This window comes from Acinetobacter sp. ANC 4648 (assembly GCF_002135345.1).
Classification (GTDB): domain Bacteria; phylum Pseudomonadota; class Gammaproteobacteria; order Pseudomonadales; family Moraxellaceae; genus Acinetobacter.
Map to the genome: position 1 here is coordinate 30,742 of NZ_NEGI01000011.1, position 20,401 is coordinate 51,142.

The following is a 20,401-nucleotide window of genomic DNA, read 5'->3' on the forward strand; positions in this document are numbered from 1 at the left end:
TAAGAGTTTTTATAAATAATCTAGAAAGACAGACAAAAGTCATTAATTAAAGTAAATACCTTTATAATATTGGCCATCATGACTCGAGTCAGTCGTTAGGCATAATCACTGAACTCATGGCTCTAGTCACTTTTTTAAGTCAATTCCTTATCCGTGATTCGGCTTATGTTTCAATATTTGGAATCTTATGTGTCCGTGGTGATACATAGGACTAGTTAGGTGCCAGCATGGAAATCAAGGTCAATTATCTCGACAACCTTCGACTTGAAGCCAAGTTCGATGACTTTACGGTAATCGCCGATCAACCAATCCGCTATAAGGGCGATGGTTCGGCACCGGGGCCGTTCGACTATTTTTTAGCTTCCTCTGCGTTATGTGCGGCTTACTTTGTGAAGGTATATTGCCAAAGTCGCGATATTCCCACTGATAACATTCGACTGTCTCAGAATAATATTGTTGATCCAGAAAATCGCTATAAGCAAATTTTTAAGATTCAGGTCGAGTTACCAGCTGACATTTCCGACAAAGATCGCCAAGGTATTTTACGTTCGATTGAACGTTGTACCGTAAAGAAAGTGGTACAAACTGGACCAGAGTTTGTGATTGAACATGTTGAAAGCATTGATGCTGATGCACAGGCATTGTTAATGCCGAGTTTGGCTTCAGAACATAGCACTTATATTGTGGGTAAAGATCTGCCTTTAGAAGAAACCATTGCCAATATGTCTAGTATTTTGGCTGGTTTGGGGATGAAGATTGAAATTGCTTCATGGCGTAACATTGTGCCAAATGTATGGTCATTGCATATTCGTGATGCGCAAGCGCCGATGTGTTTTACCAACGGTAAAGGCTCGACCAAAGAAAGCGCATTGGCTTCGGCATTAGGTGAATTCATTGAGCGTTTAAACTGTAATTTCTTCTATAACGATCAGTTTTGGGGTGAAGAAATCGCCAATGCTGAGTTTGTACATTACCCTGAAGAAAAATGGTTTAAGCCAGGTCCAAAGGGTGAACTACCAAAAGAAATTTTGGATGAATATTGCCTTGAGATTTACGATCCTGAAAATGAGCTGCTCGGTACGCATTTGTACGATACCAATTCAGGAAATACTGCACGCGGTATTTGCTCATTGCCATTTGTGCGTCACTCTGATGGTGAGGTGGTATATTTTCCATCGAATTTAATCGAAAACTTGTATTTAAGTAACGGTATGAGTGCGGGTAATACCTTGGCCGAAGCTCAAGTACAGTGTTTATCTGAAATTTTTGAACGTGCGGTAAAGCGTGAAATTTTAGAAGGTGAAATGACACTGCCAGATGTACCACAAGAGATATTGGCGAAATATCCAAGCATTGTGGAAGGTATTAAAGGTTTAGAAGAACAAGGCTTCCCTGTCTTGGTTAAAGATGCCTCATTGGGTGGAAAGTATCCAGTGATGTGTGTGACTTTAATGAATCCGCGAACGGGTGGTGTATTTGCATCTTTTGGCGCACATCCAAAATTGGAAGTGGCATTAGAGCGTAGCTTGACGGAATTACTGCAAGGTCGTAGTTTTGAAGGCTTGAATGATTTACCTCAGCCAACCTTTAGCAGTAATGCAGTCACTGAGCCGAATAACTTTGTTGAACACTTTATTGATTCTAGCGGTGTAGTGTCATGGCATTTCTTTAGTGCGAAAGCAGATCATGAATTTGTCGAGTGGGATTTTACTGGCCAAGGTAAAGATGCCAATTCTGAAGAAGCTGCAACGATGTTCGGCATTCTCGAAGATATGGGTAAAGAAGTTTACATGGCGGTGTATGAGCATTTAGGTGCAACGGCTTGTCGTATTTTAGTGCCCGATTATTCAGAAATTTATCTAGTTGAAGATTTAATCGAGGATAATACCAACAAAGCATTGTTGTTCCGTGAAGATATTTTGAACTTACATCGCTTGGATGATGAAAGCCTTGAAGCATTACTTGAACGTCTAGAAGACTGTGAATCAGACGATTATACCGAGATCAAAACGTTGATTGGTATTGAGTTTGATGACAATACAGCTTGGGGACAGCTCACGGTTTTAGAGTTAAAACTGCTGATTTATCTTGCCTTACAGCAATTTGAAGAAGCTAAAGATTTGGTGGAAGCCTTTTTACAATATAACACCAATACGGTTGAGCGCGGATTGTTCTATCAGTGTCTGAATGTCATACTTGAGGTAATGTTAGATGATGAGCTCGAGCTAGATGATTATGTCATTAATTTCCGTCGTATGTTTGGCAATGAGCGCATGGATACTGTGTTAGGTGTAGTGGATGGCAGTGTACGCTTCTATGGTCTAACACCAACAAGTATGAAACTTGAAGGTCTTGATCGTCATTTACGTCTTGTCGATAGCTACAAAAAATTGCATGCAGCACGTGCTAAAGTGGTAGCTCAATCTCGTTAATATAATTTGTTATGGCTAGAAGCAACTATCAATAGGATTGGGGTGCTCTTAGCCATAGGCTGTCAATGCATCTAAATCAAATGCTACCATTTTTTATCCTCGGATAATCTCAATCATAAATAAGCCTAATAGACTTAAATATTAGGTTTATTTTTTGCATCGTTGATATGCATATAAAATAGCATGTATCTTATTTAAAATATTGATTTTAAATTAATAAATTATTTATATGATAGTCTATACTGGAAAATGATTATTTTTATTAAAATTTATAGATTTTAAAAGCTAACAATTGTTGGCTTTTTTTATAAAGGGTTGTAATTGAGTAACTTCATTTTACTTCACGCTCTAAATTGTCTATTGTCAGATCAATTTCATAAAAAAAGTGAGCAATGTATAATGAAAAAATCACCTCTGATCCTTTCTAGTATTTTACTGGCTGTGACTGCGAATGTTTGGGCTGGTCATGATGACGATCAAAGAATCATGGCTGCTGCTGCCAAACATCCAGTGACGGTAGCACAAGCAAAAAAATTAGGGGATGAAACGGCTGTTAGTGTTACAGGAACGATTGTTCGTCAAGTTAAACATGAACATTATGAGCTTAAAGATGCATCAGGCACAATTGTGGTTGATATTGATGAAAAGTTAGCGACTGCTGCACAGCTAAAAGCGGGTACCAAAGTTAAAATCTTAGGTGAAGTTGATACGCATAAACATCGACCAACGGATATTGATGCTGTGAAAGTTGAATTTATAAAGTAATAGATTAAATAAAAAAGGTAGCTGAAAATAGCTGCCTTTTTTATTTTTTATAGGGTTTTAAGTTTGAGATGACTCAATAATAGATAAATACACAGCAAGCCCATACCTAAACAGAAACTGAGTACACCCACCATTAGTCCAAAATGATCCGATAAATAACCCACCGCAATAATTGGAGCAATCGTTCCTAAATAAGCGAGAAATAAATAAGTCGAGACGACAGCTGCTCGATTCTCCACTTTAGTCATATGATGCACTAATGCAAATGCACCCAACAAGCTTAAACCATGTCCAATTCCGACCAATATGACACTTATAAAAAATAACCAGCTCCAGTGCATGAGCATACAAATGCTCAATATGACGTAACTTAAGATCAGCATAAATAAACCGGTATTCAAGGTTTTATGCATAGGCATTGATTTCGCAATAAATTGAATGAAAGCTGAAACCATTAGAATACTGGCAATAGTGAAACCACTGACTATTGGACCATGCCAAGGAATTACATCTTGAATAAATGAGGGTGCAAGTGAGGCAAATAAACTGAATGAGCCAAAGGCACAAAAGGCGGTAAAACTTGCAATATAAAACAGTTTTTTATATTGGAGTTCTGGTAATTCTAAATGTGGCGCCATTGAAAATTTTTGTTTTTCAAAATGAGCTACTTTAATCTTGAATAAACTGATTAAGCTAAGTACGGCACCAAAGATTACAGGTAAATATGGCGTGACTAAAGGCGAGTCTGAAAATTGAGCAATACTACCACCAATCAATGGCCCAAAACCAAAGCCAAGGACAGTGATAATAGAACTTAGTTGTGCAGCATGCTGTTTGTGTGAATCTGGAATGGTATAGATTAAGCCGAGCATTGCCGAAGTACTGATTAAGCCAGATGCAATTCCAATAATAAATCGGCCCACTCCTAATATATAAGTATTAGTAGCAAAAACGGAAAAAATTAAACCGATAACAGCAACGAATAATCCAATTTGTAAGGTACGAATAAAACCAATGCTATTACTGCTACGCCCTAAAAATAGTAAGGTAGTCATGCATCCGAACATATAGGCCACGAATATATAGGTAATATGGCTTGGAAGAAGATGCCAAAGTTGCTGGTAAATTGGATAAAGTGGACTGGCTAACGCCGTACCAATTGTACCAATACACAAGGCTAGGCTGACCAGAATAAATGGTCGCCATGATTGCTGAGTCATAAATAAAAACTTTGTCTGCAAATAAAAAATGCCAATCTGATGTATGTAAAGGATTGGCATGGAGGAAATGAGATACTGAGGTAGATTAAAACTTAATCAACGTGAGATCAACCTTATTCTGGTTTTATTACTGGATTAATCATCTATTCTCTAGTTTTGAACTTTCTGTTATTCGTTTAAAAAAAGAGTGCTGAGGTCATCTTGAAATTTGATCAGGCATTAAGTTATTACTTTTATAGTGTTCCACGTGAAACGCGTTAAATTTTGATGTTTTAAACAGATTTAAAACATTGCATTTTCTTTTTAAGTTTAGAATCTCTAGTTATAAAATTGCTATTAGAAAAAGAGTTTTCTATGTTGAAAAGAATGGTAGCTTTTACATTAGGTTTAGCAATGATGAGTGTCAGTTTTGCCAGTGTTGAAACTGTTAAGACTAAACTCATGCAGCAATATCCGAATGTCAAAGTGAATGATTTGAAAACCACTGAAATGCAAGGTTTGTATAGTGGCACTTTAGACAATCAAATTGTTTATGTAAATGAAGATGCACAACATATTTTTGTTGGTTCAATGATTCGTCTTAAGGATCAGCAGAATCTCACTAAAGATTTAGCTATTCAACAGCATCGTATCGACTTTAAAAAATTACCATTGAATGATGCGATTAAGACTGTAAGGGGGAATGGAAAGCGACAGCTGGCTATTTTTTCTGACCCAAATTGTCCATATTGCAAGACTCTTGAAGGCAATTTAGCTCAGCTGAATGATGTCACAATTTATACTTTTATGTATCCAATCAAAGCACAATCCATTTTACCCTCTAAGCAAGTTTGGTGTTCAGCAAACAAAGAATTTGCATGGAAAAAATTAATTCAAAATGGGATAAAACCTACTGCTGCTGCAAACTGTGAAACGCCTATTGAACGTAATTTAGAACTAGGTAAACGTTTAGGCTTACAGGGTACACCTGCAATTATTTTTTCAACGGGTTATACCATTATGGGTGCCTACCCTGCTGAAAAAATTGAGCAGATTTGGATAAATCTCGGTCTTTAAGAATTAAAAAAGCACCGTAATCCGGTGCTTTTTTAATTCATCTAATTTTAAGTACGTTTGGCAATGAAGTTATAAAGAAACAATACCACAATTGCACCAATGATCGATGCAATGAAGCCAGCAGATGCACCTTTAGGGTAGAGTCCAAGTAATTGTCCTCCATAGGTTGCCACTAATGAACCTATCATACCTAAGGCAACGGTGACGAGAAAGCCAGCTTTATCATCGCCAGGATGAATTGCACGCGCAATTAAACCTGCAAAAAAACCAATAATAATTGCACCAATGAATGCCATCATGAGAGTTCTCCTTTTTCTTATCTTTTCTAGTGTTAAAGAATTGAAAACATACTTTATCTTTGATTATTTTAATGAATCTTAAAAGTATAGGTTTGCTACAGTGTGTTGCCTTTTTGTTCCTATGTTGATGAAGCAACATACACCTCATAAAAAAGCGGCTTGCGCCGCTTAATTATTTTCATCCTTCAATATTAAAGACCAATTTCGCCAATAAAGGGAAGGTGGCGATATTTTTGATCGTAATCTAAGCCATAACCGACAATGAACTTATCTTCAACTTCAAAGCCAAGGAATTCAACATGGAGGTCAATTTCACGACGTGAAGGTTTACTAACTAAAGTACAGAGTTCAATTGAATTGGGTTGACGCGTTTCTAAAATTTCCAATACTTTGCTCAGAGTATTTCCAGAGTCAATAATATCTTCAACCACAAGCACATCTTTACCACGAATTTCACCGTCTAAATCTTTTAAGATTTTGACATCGCGAGATGATGATGTTCCACCGCCATAACTCGATACAGTCATAAAATCGAGTTCGTGTTCTTTGTGAATTGAGCGACATAAGTCTGCCATGAAAATTACTGAACCACGCAATAAACCGATCAGAACGAGTTCTTTGTCACTGTTGGCATAATGAGCATCAATTTTTTTTCCAAGTTCTTTGACTTTCGCTTGAATCTCTTCAGTTGAAATCATCACTTTCATTTGGATGGTCATGGAGATAAATACCTAAACAAAAAATAAAAAAAGGCGTTGACCTGCAACACCTGAAATATGTAGCAATTTTAAAACATATCACTTCAATATGCATCATTTTTGATAATTGAAAATGTAAATAGGTGGTTTTTAATGTGCATCACGTTTTAAAAGCAATGTGCACACAACCAAAACAGCCGTAATTAAAAGCACTTTCTTCTTTGTGCTTCGGGAACGATTGTTGGGTTCAGATTTTTTGCTCATACGCTTTTTCGCCAAAAATATAAGTGGCCTGAATATTCCGGTCATCACCCATCGTAAACAGTGCAAATAAAGCATCTTCGATATTTTTAGCACGTTGTTGGCGCAGTTGTTGTAATGCCGTTGCGTTTAGATTCAGCACGACAAAATCAGCTTCTTTACCGACATTAAAGTTACCCAAGTGATCTTCTAAATGTAGTGCTTTTGCGGCACCAATTGTTGCATGATAAAGTGATTCAAAAGCAGATAATTTATTGCCTTGTAATTGTTGAACTTTGTAGGCTTCATTGATGGTTTGCAGTTGGCAGAAGGAAGTGCCTGCCCCAATATCTGTACCTAAACCCACTTTCACCTGTTTTTTCCAAGTTTTTTCCAATGGAAATAAACCACTGCCAAGGAATAAATTTGAGGTTGGACAGAATGCAATTGCAGAGTTGGTATTATGCATACACTCCCATTCAGCCTCTTCTAAATGTACGCAATGTGCAAAAACAGAGCGTTCTCCTGTTAAGCCATAATGATGATAAACATCTAAATAGCCTTTTTGTTCAGGGAATAAATCTTTAACCCATGCAATTTCATTTTTGTTTTCACTTAAATGGGTGTGTACATATACATCAGGATATTCAGCTTTGAGCTGCCCTGCTCTTTCTAATTGTTCAGGTGTAGAGGTAGGCGCAAAACGCGGTGTAATGGCATATAAATTACGGCCTTTACCATGCCATTTTTCAATCAGAGCTTTGGAATCACGATATGCGCTTTCAGCGGTATCCGTTAGTTCTTCAGGTGCATGACGATCCATCATCACTTTACCTGCAATTAAACGCATTTGATGTTGTTCTGCGGCTTCAAATAAAGCATCGACAGATTCGGAGTGCACTGTGCAGAATACTAATGCTGTAGTGGTACCATTCTTAAGTAATTCATTTACAAAAAATTGGGCAATCTGATCTGCATAATGTTTATCTTTAAACTGCATTTCAGTTGGGAATGTATAAGTATTTAACCACTCTAAAAGCTGTTCACCATAAGCACCGACCATTTCTGTTTGTGGAAAATGAATGTGAGTATCGATAAATCCGGGAACAATCAGTTGTTCAGGATAATGATCGATTTGAACCGTATCACTCAGGTGCTTTTGGCCTTCATTCCATGGCCCAAACCATGTGATTTTACCGTGTTGCGTGATCAGCAAACCATCTTCCAAATAGCGAATCTGTTTGGCAATATCTGCTGCCTGTATAACAGTGCTTTGAATATCTAAAAAGCGACCACGGATAGCGCGCTGAGTTTGAGTCGGAGACATGGAAAACCTGCAAATTTTATTTTTCGATTGATTGTACCTGAAAGCACAGTTTTAGACTGTATTTGCTTTATTTAAACAGTTTTGCTGAGTTGTTAAATGGCTGTAATTGAGTTCAGTTGTATTGAGGCAGATTGTGCGATGAAAATTCATAAGGTCATGTTTTACCGCGACCTTAAGTTGTGATTTAAGTTGAATGAGTCTAACGCTTAGTACTTAAAAATGATGAATGAATAAGAGATTTAAGAATGTACCAAGCAAAAAAATTAAATGCAGATCTAGAGGTTATTATTCGAGGTCATACTGAATTGATGGATGTTTTACAATATCTGTTTGAAGTAGAACCACAGGCTTATGTCAGTGCTGGAGTCATTCGGAATTCAGTTTGGGCAAAATTGCATGGGCAATTATGGCCACTGGTACATACGGAGATTGATATTATTTTTCATGATCCTGAGGATTTGAATCAAGCCCATGCTCAGTATTTAAGTCGACAGCTTTCACAAAAATTTCCAAAAATAGAATGGGACGTGACCAATCAAGCTTTTGTTCATGAATGGTATCGCTTAGAGAGTGGCGAGTGTATTGAACCATTGCATTCGATTATGGAAGCTTTGTCTTTATGGCCCGAAACCGCAACAGCCATAGCAGTTCGATTGCTTGAAAATGGTGATTTTGATGTGATTGCACCGTTTGGTTTAACTGATTTATTGGGTCTTCAATTACGTTGGAATAAAACTTTAGTCAGCTCCGAGGTTTTTATGCAGCGTGTAAGTGCTAAGAGATTTTTAGAGCGATGGCCTGATTTAAACCTGATCGATGTGTGATATTTTTAAATTAGTTTTATTCATTCTAAACTTATTTTTAAACATAAAAAAGCCTTCCGATTCGGAAGGCTTTTGCAATAATCAGTACTTAAGACTGTAATTCTTGCTTTTTGTTATAACGAATTGATAACCATGCGGTAATCGCTAAGGTCACGATAATGAAGCCAAGAGAAATCCAAATTGGCATATGGAACACATCAAGCATTAACATTTTGAAGCCAATGAATAAGAGAATAATACCGAGTCCATAGGGTAAGTAATGCATCTTCGACGCAGCCCCAGCCAGTAAAAAGAACATGGCACGTAAACCTAAAATCGCCATCAAATTTGCAGTCAATACAATAAAGGGATCACTGGTAACTGCAAAAATTGCAGGAATAGAATCCACTGCAAAAATGACGTCAGATGCTTCAACCAAGATTAAAACCAGAAATAACGGCGTTACCCAGAGCACACCATTTTGACGAACAAAAAACTTATCCCCTTCCATTTTTGGTGTAATACGCATGTGTTTACGTAGCCATTTTAAAATCGGCATATCTTCAATATTTGGATCTTCTTCATGCCCTTTTAAGAACTTAAAGCCGGTATAAACCAGAAATGCACCGAAAATATATAAGACCCAAGAGAACTCTTGTACGAACCATGCACCAATAAAAATAAAAATGGTTCTAAGTACAATTGCGCCAAGGACACCATAAAGCAGAATTTGACGCTGTAACGCAGGAGGAATAGCGAAGGCTGCAAAAATCATCAGCCATACAAAGACATTATCAATTGCGAGTGATTTTTCTAATAAATAACCTGCAAAATACTCCATGACCTTGGTATTTGCAATGGTGATACCAGCGGTTTGCTGTAGATACAGCCATAAGCCACCACCAAATAAAGCGGCCACTGAAACCCATGCCATACTCCAGTATGCTGCAGTTTTGAGTTTGACATCTTGACCTTGTTTTTGTTTAAAGCCTAAAAAGTCAATAAGTAGCATTACGGTCACTAAACCGAAGAATGCTAAATATAGCCATAGATTACCAATTGATTCCATAAAAATCTCCACATCTAGCAAGTGGATTCGGCATAAAAAAACCTTGACCAGTTGCCAGATGAATTAAAACATCTATCTCAACATGATCAAGGTCTTGCCTACATCATCTTATATTTTGATGATGCTCAGATACCGACTTTTTGCAAAGTGTAATGACGATATTCTGACACAGCATTGATTTAAATACGGATACTTAAATCACTGCTGTTTGGAGGAGGCTACTCCCCTTGTTCAAACGAATTTATTTAAAGAAATGTACTACATCTCTTAATATAGCCACAGGATTGCATATTTATTGCAATTGTGCAAATTTTGTATGCTGCTTATGACAATATAAAATCTTTGCGTTGTACTAAAAGTAATGCCAAAACTGTACCTAATACAGCCAGAATGCCACCGACTAGACCAATATGATTTAGCCCATAACTTACGCTGACGTAACTACCTAGAAGTGCACCACCACCAATACCGACATTATATAAACCAGAATAAATGGCCATGGCGACATCTGTTGCATCAGAAGCGAGATGGAGTGCTTTGGCTTGCATGGCGAGACTAAAGCAGATGATCGCCATGCCCCAAAATAAACTTAAGCTACTTAAACTGACAAAGCCTTGTGAAAATGGTAATAACAGCAACATTGAAATTGCTAATATTCCACTACTGCACGGAATCGCCAGTTTGGGATATTTTTGCCCAAACTTTCCAAACAGATAAGAGCCGATGAAACCTGCACCACCATAGATGAGTAATAAGGTTGTAGTTTGTGAGGAACTGAAATGAGCAATGGTTAAAGTAAAAGGCTCAATATAGCTATACGCTGTAAATTGTGCAGTGATAATAATGACAGTGAGTGCAAAGACGATCAACAAGCTGGGGCGTTTTAATAAAAGCTTTAAACTATTTAATGAGCCAGAGTTAATACTGGGTAATAAGGGTAATGTTTTGGCTAAGGTGATACAGACGATGGCAGCACAGATGGCAATGAGGGCAAAAGTATTGCGCCAGCCATAAATCTCACCAATCATGCGCCCCAATGGAATGCCTAAAACCATGGCCAAAGCCGTACCTGTAGCCAGTAAACCTAAAGCCTGAAATTCTTTGCCTTTGGGTGCAACACGAACGGCGAGTGACGCGGTAATTGCCCAAAATAGTGCATGTGAAAAAGCGATCCCAATCCGACTCGCCAATAAAACATTAAAGTTCCAAGCAAAATAAGACAGCATGTGACTGGCAATAAAGACCATAAATAAAGCTATCAGCAGAAAACGTCGTTCAATATTTTTGGTGAGAAGCATAATTGGCAGTGATACAGGGGCAACCACCCATGCATAGAGCGTAATCATGATCCCGACATCAGTCGCTTGCATGTTAAAACTCTTGCCAATATCACTGAGTAATGCCACGGGAATAAATTCCGTGGTATTAAAGATAAACGCTGCAAAAGCTAAAGTGATTACGCTGATCCATTGACGAGTGGGCTGTATAGAAATTTCGGAAGATTGAGATGACATAGTCAGTAATTTAAAAGAATACTCTTAAATTTTAAGTCTAAAGTTGCATGATGTTAAGTTTTAATCTGATGTCTGCATGACTGGAGTATCTAAAAGTTACAGTCATGATTTTTGAAATCTGAGAATGGGTTTGATACAGTACGAGTATATTTAAAAATTAAAAGAGATGAAAATGCAATTTCAACATATAGATAATAAGCAAAAAGGTGAATTTTTTTTAGATGATGCTCAAGGCCAGAGGATTGCTGAGATTAGCTATGTCTGGCGTGCAGATAATCACATTATTGCTGATCATACATGGGTGGATGATTCTTTACGTGGTCAAGGTGTTGCCCGTCAGTTATTAGATACTTTGGTTAGATTTGCACGTGAAAATAAGTTAAAAATTATACCGACCTGTTCGTATGTCGATGTCATGTTTAGACGTGAAAAAAGTTTTACAGATGTTGCAGCATAAAAAAAGCCTCTTAAAAGAGGCTTTTGAAGCGTTGAATTAGTGATTAATAATTACCTTCATCGCATTTTCATCGGCAGCATGTTTAAACACATCGTAGGCTTTTTCAAATTCTGAAAATTTAAAATGGTGGGTTGCAAGTTTTTCTAATGGTAACTTTCCAGAACAGCATGTTTTTAACAGCATACCCGTCGTATTGGCATTGACTAAACCAGTGGTAATAGTGAGGTTCTTAATCCAAAGTTTATTCAATTCAAAATTTACTGATTTACCATGCACACCAACATTCGCAATATGTCCGCCTTCTTTGACAATATGCTGACAGGTATTCCAAGTGGTTTCAATACCTACAGCTTCAATGGCACAGTCTACACCACGATCTTCCGTGATTTCTAATACGCGTTGAATGGCATTTTCACGACTAGAATTAATAATATGGGTCGCACCTAATTCTTTAGCCAGTTTTAAGCGATTATCATCCATATCAATAGCAATAATCGTTGCAGGTGAATAAAATTGTGCTGTCAATAAACAGCCCATTCCAATTGGTCCAGTACCAACAATTGCAATACTATCTCCAGGTTTAACATCACCATATTGCACACCAATTTCATGCGCTGTTGGTAATACATCAGATAAAAATACCGCGACTTCTTCGTTTAAATCATCAGGGAGTAGATAAAGTGAAGTGTCTGCAAATGGAGTGCGAACATATTCTGCATGTGTACCATCAATCATATAACCCATGATCCAGCCACCTTCATTACGGCAATGTGCGTAGAGTTGCTTTTGACAGTTTTCACATGTGCCACAACGGCTGACACAGGAAATAATGACACGGTCACCTTTCTTAAAATTTTTAACAGCAGATCCAACTTCTTCAACAATACCAATACCTTCATGGCCTAAGATTCGACCATTGAATTGACCTGCCTTTTTAATAGCTTGCTCTTCAATTTCTGGATTTTTACCTTTCCAGATTCCAAGATCTGTACCACAAATTGTGGTTTTTGTTACGCGTATTACAGCATCAGATGGTTCAATAATTTGTGGGTGAGGACGTTCTTCAAAGCGAATATCATTTTGACCGTAGTAAACCATTGCTTTCATGTTGTTGTTCCTTCTTGTGATTATTAATTAAAGTGGTGTAAAACACTTTATTCGTCATAAGGCTTTTTGGTTGTTTTTTTAAGCTATCATTTTGTTAAAATAAACTCAGTAGGAAAAGTGCTGGTAATGTTTTGTTCTACGTGGAGCTTTGTGTAAAAATATTTCAAAATTAAAGTAAATGACTTCAGAATTGTGTATATAAAGTTAAGTTCAGCATGCTTAGATTTTTTATTTTATTTTGAATTATTGAAATACTTTATAGAATTTTGAAGACATAACATGATAAACAAATGGGTTTTAATCACTCTTCTATGTTCTAGCACCAGTGTCCTTTATGCAGTTGATTGCTTTGTTCTGAATGAGTGTGTTCAAAAGAAGACAGTCAGTCTTTTCCTCGCTGGAGAATGGCAGTTAAATCTAAGCAACGTGTATATTTTTATTCAGCGCCTTATGTATTTTGTAACACTAAAAATTTATTTATTACTCATGATGATAATGTAACAGCTTATGATTTATATAAAGATGTTGCTCAGTAAGAATGGATCTATGTCATGTATTACAGTAAACGTCAGGATTCAGAAAGTGAAATTATTGAAGGTTGGCTCAAGTTAAATGATTTTGAATATTTGGGAATAGAGTCTCGATTGACTCAATAATTGATGTTAATCATTCATACAAAATTTAATTTTCTGAAAAGCATTGGCTATATCATGACCCAAAATGTTTGTTTTGATGATAAAAAAGCCCACATTGTGGGCTTCATTCTTTAAAATCACTTATTTTATTTTTAATGCGGTTATTAATTTTTGATGTAATCCACCAAAACCGCCATTTGACATAATTACTACCGCATCACCCTCACCTGCTTGTGACACTAGCGTTTGAATAATGTCATCCAAAGTCCGGGCAATAACTGCTTTATTAGTTGCAGCATCAATCACCGGTTGTAAATCCCAGTCTAAGCCTTCTGGTTGGTACCAAATGACTTCATCAGCCAAACGAGCCGAATACGCTAACCCATCTTTATGGCTACCCATACGCATGGTATTTGAACGAGGTTCAATAATCGCCCAAAGTTTACGTTCAGCTAAACGCTTACGAGCACCTTCCAAAGTTGTATCAATCGCTGTTGGATGGTGGGCAAAGTCATCATACACTTCGATACCATTTACTGTACCCAGTAATTCCATACGACGTTTTACGCCACCAAAATTCGACAATGCTTCACAAGCCGTTTCAATTGAAACACCAACATGCTCAGCAGCAGCAATGGTTGCCAAAGCATTAGCAACACTATGTTGCCCTGTCATGTTCCATTTCACTTCGCCTTTCACTACACCGTGTTGTAGGACTTTAAAGTGTGAACCATCTACGACTAACTGTTCTGCATAGACTTCAGCAGCATCATTAGCATCTAATGAAGTACGAACTACAGGTGTCCAGCAACCCATTTCTAATACTTCGTCAATATTGTTTTCAGTAATTGGTGCAATAATGCGACCTTCACTTGGAATGGTACGGACTAAATGATGGAATTGTTTTTGAATCGCAGCTAAGTCATCAAAAATATCGGCATGATCAAATTCAAGATTATTTAATATAGCTGTTTTAGGATGGTAATGTACGAACTTAGAGCGTTTGTCGAAAAATGCAGAATCGTATTCATCGGCTTCAACACAGAAATATTTGCCACCACCTAAACGTGCACTTTCCTTAAAGCCTAAAGGTACACCACCAATCAAGAAGCCTGGATTTAAACCCGCTTGATCGAGTACCCAAGCCAACATCGTGGTGGTCGTGGTTTTACCATGCGTCCCTGCAACACCAAGGACATGCTTGCCTTGTAGAACATGATCAGCGAGGAATTGTGGACCTGAAATATAAGCTAGACCTTCATTTAGCATATATTCCACAGCATCAATACCGCGTTTCATTGCATTACCGACAATCACCAAATCAGGATGGGGTTGTAAATGGCTACGGTCATAGCCTTGCATTAAGGTAATGCCTGCATTTTCAAGTTGGGTTGACATCGGTGGATAGACGTTTGCATCTGAACCCGTCACTTTGTGCCCTAAATCTCGTGCTAATAGCGCCAAAGAACCCATAAAGGTGCCACAAATACCCAAAATATGCAGATGCATACACTTAACTCCACTGCTTTTTAGACACATCACTTAATTTTTTGTGCTGTTGTCGTGATTAATTTGATTTGAAAGCAACGATATCAAGGCTTTTCGTGAAAAGATAGTTTTTCTTGGTATGTTTTTGGCTATGCCGTTGAGCATGAAATATGAGTGAAGATAAGAAGAATATTTTCTGATTTAATATTTGCTCTGTACTGATTTTAATTTGAAAAAATTGAAACGGAATATCTAATTTGTGTTCAGAATACTGTTGGTGTGATCGAATTGTATTAACCTTAATCAGGGCTTTCTATAAATTTATATTGTCGATTGCTCTATTATTTTTTAAGGCTAAGCGTGTAATCTATTGCCATGTTTTCCTCCTTATCTTTTAAAAATGGCTTTATCCCTTCCTCTATTTTTACTCATCCTCTCCAATTGCTTTATGACGTTGGCTTGGTACGGTCATCTTAAGTTTTTACATAATGCACCATTGTGGCAAGCCATTCTCTTTGGATGGGCAATCGCCCTGCTTGAATACAGTTTTATGATTCCTGCTACACGTTTATTGGCACAACAGGGTTGGTCTTTGGGTCAGATGAAGATTACTCAAGAAGTCGTGACTTTACTGGTGTTTGTACCCTTTATGATTTTATTGTTTAAACAGCCATTTAAATTAGATTATGTGTGGGCCGGATTATGTCTTTTTGGCTGTATTTATTTTGTTTTTAGAAGCCAGTAAATAAGACGCAAAATAGAATAAATTTAAAACATTGAGAATTCTACATGATTATATTTACAACCCAACACTGAGATACATATCACTTTTTAATCGCATCATTAATACTTTAAAAAAGCTCGAATGAATTATTTTTTTAAAAAATATCGAAAATATAGCGGCACAGTATCTGTTAAATTTTCGTGAGATGAATTTTCAGTCTATAATACTGAGCTTCTGATTCATTTAAAGCTTGGCTATCGTCAAGATTTATCCTTCCTTACATTGGTTTATGGAATATTTGCAATGAATGCGGCCGCTGCACAAGATGCTCCTCTAGTTGGAATTATCATGGGTTCTCAATCTGATTGGGCAACTTTAGAACACACTGCCAATATGCTGAAACAGCTTGGTGTCCCTTTTGAAGCTGAAGTCGTGTCTGCACATCGTACGCCTGACCGTTTATTTGAATATGCTGAAACAGCACGTGAACGTGGTATTCAGGTAATTATTGCAGGTGCAGGTGGTGCAGCGCATTTACCAGGTATGTGTGCAGCAAAAACTGATTTACCTGTACTGGGCGTTCCTGTGAAATCGTCTATTTTAAATGGTGTCGATTCATTGCTTTCTATCGTGCAAATGCCAGCAGGTATTGCAGTTGGCACATTAGCGATTGGTCCTGCTGGCGCAACCAATGCGGCAATTATGGCAGCACAAATTTTAGGTCTCACACGTCCTGAAATTGCAAAAAATGTTGCTGAATTTCGTGCTGCGCAAACTGAAAAAGTCGCAAGCAAAAATATTCCGGGTCAAATCTAAAGCCAAGCTTAAATGGGATAAAGATTATGGATAAAACCATCGGTATTTTTGGTGGTGGTCAATTGGGTCGTATGATGGCACAAGCTGCGCTACCCCTGAATATTCAATGTACTTTCTTTGAAGAAAATGCAGATTGTCCATCGGCTGCCTTAGGCCAAGTCATTTCAAGCAAAGCTGAAAATGGTTTACAGGATTTTATCAATAGCGCAGATGTTTTCAGCCTTGAGTTTGAAAATACGCCATTAATAGATGTAGATGTACTTACTAAGCAAAAAGATTTACATCCTCCTCGTCAAGCTTTAGCTATTGCACAACGTCGTTTGTCAGAAAAAGCACTATTTGATGAATTAGATATTCCTGTTGCACCGTATAGAGCGGTTGATTCATTAGAAAGTCTAAAGCAGGCTGTTGCTGAACTAGGTTTACCGATTGTTTTAAAAACGGTGATGGGCGGTTATGACGGTAAAGGTCAATTTGTCCTTCGCTCTGAAGATCAAATTGAACAAGCTTGGGCAGAACTCGGTCCAGCCAAAAGTTTAATTGCAGAAAGTTTCGTGACCTTTTCACGTGAAGTTTCGATCATTGCAGTACGTGGCCAAAATGGTGACGTAAAAACTTGGCCATTGGCTGAAAATCATCATCACCATGGTATTTTGTCGCATTCAATTGTACCAGCACCGAATAGTGCAGATTTACAGCCTGTGGCGCAAGATTACATCACTCGTTTGCTGAATCATTTGAATTATGTTGGTGTATTGACGCTTGAATTGTTTGTAACCGATCAAGGTTTATATGCCAACGAGATGGCACCCCGTGTGCACAACTCAGGCCACTGGTCGATTGAAGGTGCGATTTGCTCACAGTTCGAAAATCATATTCGTGCGGTGGCAGGTTTACCACTAGGTTCGACTGAAGTGGTTCGTCCAACAGTGATGATCAATATTATTGGTCAATATCCAAAATCTGAAGATGTTTTAGCTTTAAATGGCGCACATTTACACCTGTATAATAAATCTGAACGTGCAGGACGTAAAATTGGTCATATCACTTTAATGCCGAATGACAGCACTGAACTTACGACTTTATGTCGTCAATTAGCCAAAATTTTGCCTGAGCCTCTCGCGCTTAGTGAAGAAATGAGCATTTAAACTCAGGTTTGAGTGTTAAAAAAGCGGTCATAGCAATGACCGCTTTTTTATTGTCTATATTTCGGTATGATTGCCATCCTTCTGAGGACTGGCTCATTCATTGAGAATGAATGAGCTTGTGATTTGCAATCCTAGAAATGCATTTAGAGTTCTTTATGTGCAGAAAAAACGATATTAAATATAAAAAATTGCCTATAAAAAGATCGATGGAAATATAAAACAAGGTTCTAGTATTTAAATTTAAAAATTGTTGTGAAACTAACGATAAAATAAGTTATCCACATGGAGATGGATGATTAATTTTTAAATTTAAATTTTTGATGAAATGAATTTAAAAAATAAAATATCAAAAAACCATTAGTTATCCACAGTTGTTGAGGTTTAAATTGTATTTCATCTCTGTTTTGATAAATGGTGTGCTGTGGATAAATATTTAAATTTAAAAGATCTACTTTGAATTTAATTTATTGGTTGAGTTTTTGAATTCAAAACTTGTTTTGTGTGGGGGTAGATAAGCGTTTTGAATTTAAAGTCGAATGATTATGAATTCAAATTTTACGTTTTGCTTCAGTTATTTTTGTTTTGCAATGTTAAGGTGGATAGATAATTTAAATTTAAAACTATCTTGTGGGTATTATGAAACGTTTACCTTTAGTCCTCAGTTCATTTTTTATGGCAGTGACTCAGACACATGCTGAACTTGTTATTAATGGCACAGTAATGCCTTCGGTCGTTTCAGTTCCGAGTGCAGTTAAGAGTACAGATTTTTCTCCGAATAATAATTTTCAAAGTTGTCTCGCAAATTTACGTACAGCAGCAATCACTTCGGGTGTGAGTGCTGCTATATATGATCGATATACGCAAAATTTGACGCCAGATTATTCCGTGATTGAAAAGCTGAATTATCAACCCGAATTTTCAACTCCTATTTGGGATTATCTTTCTGGGTTGGTTGATGAAGAGCGTGTGCAGAAGGGTCGACAAATGTTAGCGCAGCATCGTGATGTACTTAATCGTGTGCAAGCAGCTTATGGTGTTCCTGCAGAAACTGTGGTGGCGGTATGGGGAGTGGAAAGTAATTTTGGTGAAATTTCAGGAAAATATCCTTTATTACAAGCCTTGGGTACTTTGAGTTGTGAGGGGCGCCGTCAAAATTATTTCCGTGGTGAGTTTTTTGCCACCATGCGAATTTTACAGCGAGGTGATTTGCGTGAAGATCAGCTCAAGGGTTCATGGGCGGGTGCTTTTGGACATACTCAGTTTATGCCATCGACTTATGAGCGTTTAGCGGTTGATTTTGATGGTGATGGTCGTCGTGATCTAGTTTCAAGCACAGCTGATGCACTCGCTTCGACTGCAAACTTCCTTAAACAAGGTGGGTGGCAAACAGGTATGCCATGGGGCTTTGAGGTTAAAATTCCTGATGCTACATCGGTGGGTGCGGAAAGTCGTCGTAATAAGAAGTCATTAGGTTCATGGTCGGAACGTGGTTTTACCCGTGTGGATGGCAGTCCTTTAATACAAGGTAATTTATCTAGCAGCTCTCAAGCAGGATTGATGATGCCAGCTGGAGCAACGGGTCCTGCATTTTTAGTCTTTAAGAATTTTGATGCAATTTATGGTTATAACGCAGCGGAAAGTTATGCATTGGCCATCGCACATTTATCTGATCGTTTACAAGGTAAGGGGGCATTTGTGACGGCTTGGCCAACTGATGATGCAGGTACTTCACGTGCAGAGCGGCGTGAAATTCAAAAGTTCTTATTGCAAAAAGGTTATGACATTGGTGATGCTGATGGATTGATTGGAGATAAAACCCGTCAGGCGATTCGTCAGGAGCAGATAAAGCTTGGTTTAAGTCCCACTGGGCGAGCAGGACAGCAAGTTTTACAGGTCTTTAGACAGGCTTCAGCAAAGCAGATAATGAAATAGGTTTATTAAGTACTATAAAGGGGCAGCTATTTAAGGCGGCCTTTTTTATTTTGGGTTTAAGAATATAGTTGGTTGGGTGTCATTATATTCTGAGCTTTTCAATATCTTTATATGGTTATCGATAATAAATACGATTTTTATATTAATGAATGTGGTTTATTTGGTTTGAAAAATACTGCTTTAATTCATTGATGTTGATGAGGCCTTTGTTTTTTCCTTTTTTGTGAGGAATTAGCTTTGCTTTAATGGTGGATTTAAGATTATTGAGATATTTAAATATAGAAAACTAGAGAAGGTGATGTATTTGGAGTCTTGTCTATATATAAGTACGGAAAATCTATAGGGGCTTGATGCTGCTTATATTTAGATTATGTAAATAATATGTACTTTTAGAGTGTTTAAGGATAATTTTTAGCAATATTGAAAAAATTGTTTAATACATAATAGTAAGTGGTGCTAAGTTGGCTTTGAAAGTGCAATATAGATAGAAAATAGCTGCATGAAATATGAAATATGTGAAATTTTTTTATAAAAATGATTAAAAAATAGAATAAAAATGCAGTTTTTTAGCGAAATGGTAGAAAAAACCACCATTTGAATAAATTAATTAAAGAAAGGGGTTGCGTAGGAAATTTTTTCCCCTATAATGCGTATCCATCGGCGGTGATGTT

The 20,401-nt window shown here is 37.4% G+C and carries 17 protein-coding genes; 9 read left to right on the forward strand and 8 right to left on the reverse strand.

Annotated features, from left to right (window positions below):
• The first annotated feature begins 227 nt into the window (after positions 1-227).
• Together B9T27_RS14405 and B9T27_RS14410 are read left to right on the forward strand one after the other, a co-directional pair.
• Entirely contained in the window at positions 228-2,432 is a 2,205-nt protein-coding gene (locus B9T27_RS14405; protein WP_086207499.1) for an OsmC domain/YcaO domain-containing protein, read from the forward strand.
• A gap of 399 nt (positions 2,433-2,831) precedes the next feature.
• A complete protein-coding gene (locus B9T27_RS14410) occupies positions 2,832-3,197 on the forward strand; it encodes a NirD/YgiW/YdeI family stress tolerance protein (protein ID WP_086207500.1) in 366 nt (121 codons plus the stop codon).
• Positions 3,198-3,244: 47 nt separating this feature from the next.
• Here B9T27_RS14410 and B9T27_RS14415 read toward each other — a convergent pair whose 3' ends face one another.
• Positions 3,245-4,417, reverse strand: coding sequence for an MFS transporter (locus B9T27_RS14415; RefSeq protein WP_086207501.1), 1,173 nt, complete (start codon positions 4,415-4,417; stop codon positions 3,245-3,247).
• A gap of 354 nt (positions 4,418-4,771) precedes the next feature.
• Here B9T27_RS14415 and B9T27_RS14420 point away from each other — a divergent pair, with 354 nt between their 5' ends.
• Entirely contained in the window at positions 4,772-5,473 is a 702-nt protein-coding gene (locus tag B9T27_RS14420; RefSeq protein ID WP_086207502.1) for a DsbC family protein, read from the forward strand.
• A 47-nt stretch (positions 5,474-5,520) separates the two neighbouring features.
• Here the strand turns inward: B9T27_RS14420 and B9T27_RS14425 are convergent, their stop codons facing one another.
• The 3 genes from B9T27_RS14425 to guaD all read right to left on the reverse strand — a co-directional run bounded on the left by B9T27_RS14425 (position 5,521) and on the right by guaD (position 8,037).
• Positions 5,521-5,772, reverse strand: a complete 252-nt coding sequence (locus tag B9T27_RS14425) for a GlsB/YeaQ/YmgE family stress response membrane protein (protein ID WP_086207503.1) — start codon at positions 5,770-5,772, stop codon at positions 5,521-5,523.
• Between the two features lie 191 nt (positions 5,773-5,963).
• The gene (gene hpt / locus B9T27_RS14430) at positions 5,964-6,491 is read right to left on the reverse strand and encodes a hypoxanthine phosphoribosyltransferase (protein ID WP_086207504.1); all 528 of its coding nucleotides are present in this window, start codon (positions 6,489-6,491) and stop codon (positions 5,964-5,966) included.
• 226 nt (positions 6,492-6,717) lie between these two features.
• Positions 6,718-8,037, reverse strand: coding sequence for a guanine deaminase (gene guaD / locus B9T27_RS14435; protein WP_086207505.1), 1,320 nt, complete (start codon positions 8,035-8,037; stop codon positions 6,718-6,720).
• Positions 8,038-8,282: 245 nt separating this feature from the next.
• Here guaD and B9T27_RS14440 point away from each other — a divergent pair, with 245 nt between their 5' ends.
• Positions 8,283-8,861 (forward strand): nucleotidyltransferase family protein, encoded by a 579-nt coding sequence (locus B9T27_RS14440; protein ID WP_086207506.1) that lies wholly within the window; start codon positions 8,283-8,285, stop codon positions 8,859-8,861.
• 88 nt (positions 8,862-8,949) lie between these two features.
• Here B9T27_RS14440 and B9T27_RS14445 read toward each other — a convergent pair whose 3' ends face one another.
• Positions 8,950-9,909, reverse strand: coding sequence for a TerC family protein (locus B9T27_RS14445; protein WP_086207507.1), 960 nt, complete (start codon positions 9,907-9,909; stop codon positions 8,950-8,952).
• Positions 9,910-10,232: 323 nt separating this feature from the next.
• Entirely contained in the window at positions 10,233-11,423 is a 1,191-nt protein-coding gene (locus B9T27_RS14450; protein WP_086207508.1) for a sugar transporter, read from the reverse strand.
• Positions 11,424-11,595: 172 nt separating this feature from the next.
• Between B9T27_RS14450 and B9T27_RS14455 the strand changes: the two genes are divergently transcribed.
• Entirely contained in the window at positions 11,596-11,880 is a 285-nt protein-coding gene (locus B9T27_RS14455; RefSeq protein WP_086207509.1) for a GNAT family N-acetyltransferase, read from the forward strand.
• 36 nt (positions 11,881-11,916) lie between these two features.
• On the opposite strand, the gene B9T27_RS14460 is transcribed toward B9T27_RS14455, so the two are convergent.
• Positions 11,917-12,987 carry a zinc-dependent alcohol dehydrogenase family protein gene (locus tag B9T27_RS14460; protein WP_086207510.1) on the reverse strand — a complete coding sequence of 357 codons (1,071 nt, stop codon included), beginning with the start codon at positions 12,985-12,987 and terminating at the stop codon, positions 11,917-11,919.
• Between the two features lie 776 nt (positions 12,988-13,763).
• The gene (mpl, locus tag B9T27_RS14465; RefSeq protein ID WP_086207511.1) at positions 13,764-15,131 is read right to left on the reverse strand and encodes a UDP-N-acetylmuramate:L-alanyl-gamma-D-glutamyl-meso-diaminopimelate ligase; all 1,368 of its coding nucleotides are present in this window, start codon (positions 15,129-15,131) and stop codon (positions 13,764-13,766) included.
• Between the two features lie 379 nt (positions 15,132-15,510).
• Between mpl and B9T27_RS14470 the strand changes: the two genes are divergently transcribed.
• The 4 genes from B9T27_RS14470 to B9T27_RS14485 all read left to right on the forward strand — a co-directional run bounded on the left by B9T27_RS14470 (position 15,511) and on the right by B9T27_RS14485 (position 19,730).
• Positions 15,511-15,855: a DMT family protein gene (locus tag B9T27_RS14470; RefSeq protein ID WP_086207512.1), complete on the forward strand. Its 345-nt coding sequence runs from the start codon at positions 15,511-15,513 to the stop codon at positions 15,853-15,855.
• Positions 15,856-16,137: 282 nt separating this feature from the next.
• Positions 16,138-16,650, forward strand: a complete 513-nt coding sequence (purE, locus tag B9T27_RS14475) for a 5-(carboxyamino)imidazole ribonucleotide mutase (RefSeq protein ID WP_086192221.1) — start codon at positions 16,138-16,140, stop codon at positions 16,648-16,650.
• Between the two features lie 26 nt (positions 16,651-16,676).
• Positions 16,677-17,798 (forward strand): 5-(carboxyamino)imidazole ribonucleotide synthase, encoded by a 1,122-nt coding sequence (locus B9T27_RS14480; RefSeq protein ID WP_086207513.1) that lies wholly within the window; start codon positions 16,677-16,679, stop codon positions 17,796-17,798.
• 636 nt (positions 17,799-18,434) lie between these two features.
• Complete coding sequence (locus tag B9T27_RS14485; protein ID WP_086207514.1) at positions 18,435-19,730, forward strand: lytic murein transglycosylase; 1,296 nt, start codon at positions 18,435-18,437, stop codon at positions 19,728-19,730.
• The last annotated feature ends 671 nt before the right edge of the window (positions 19,731-20,401 follow it).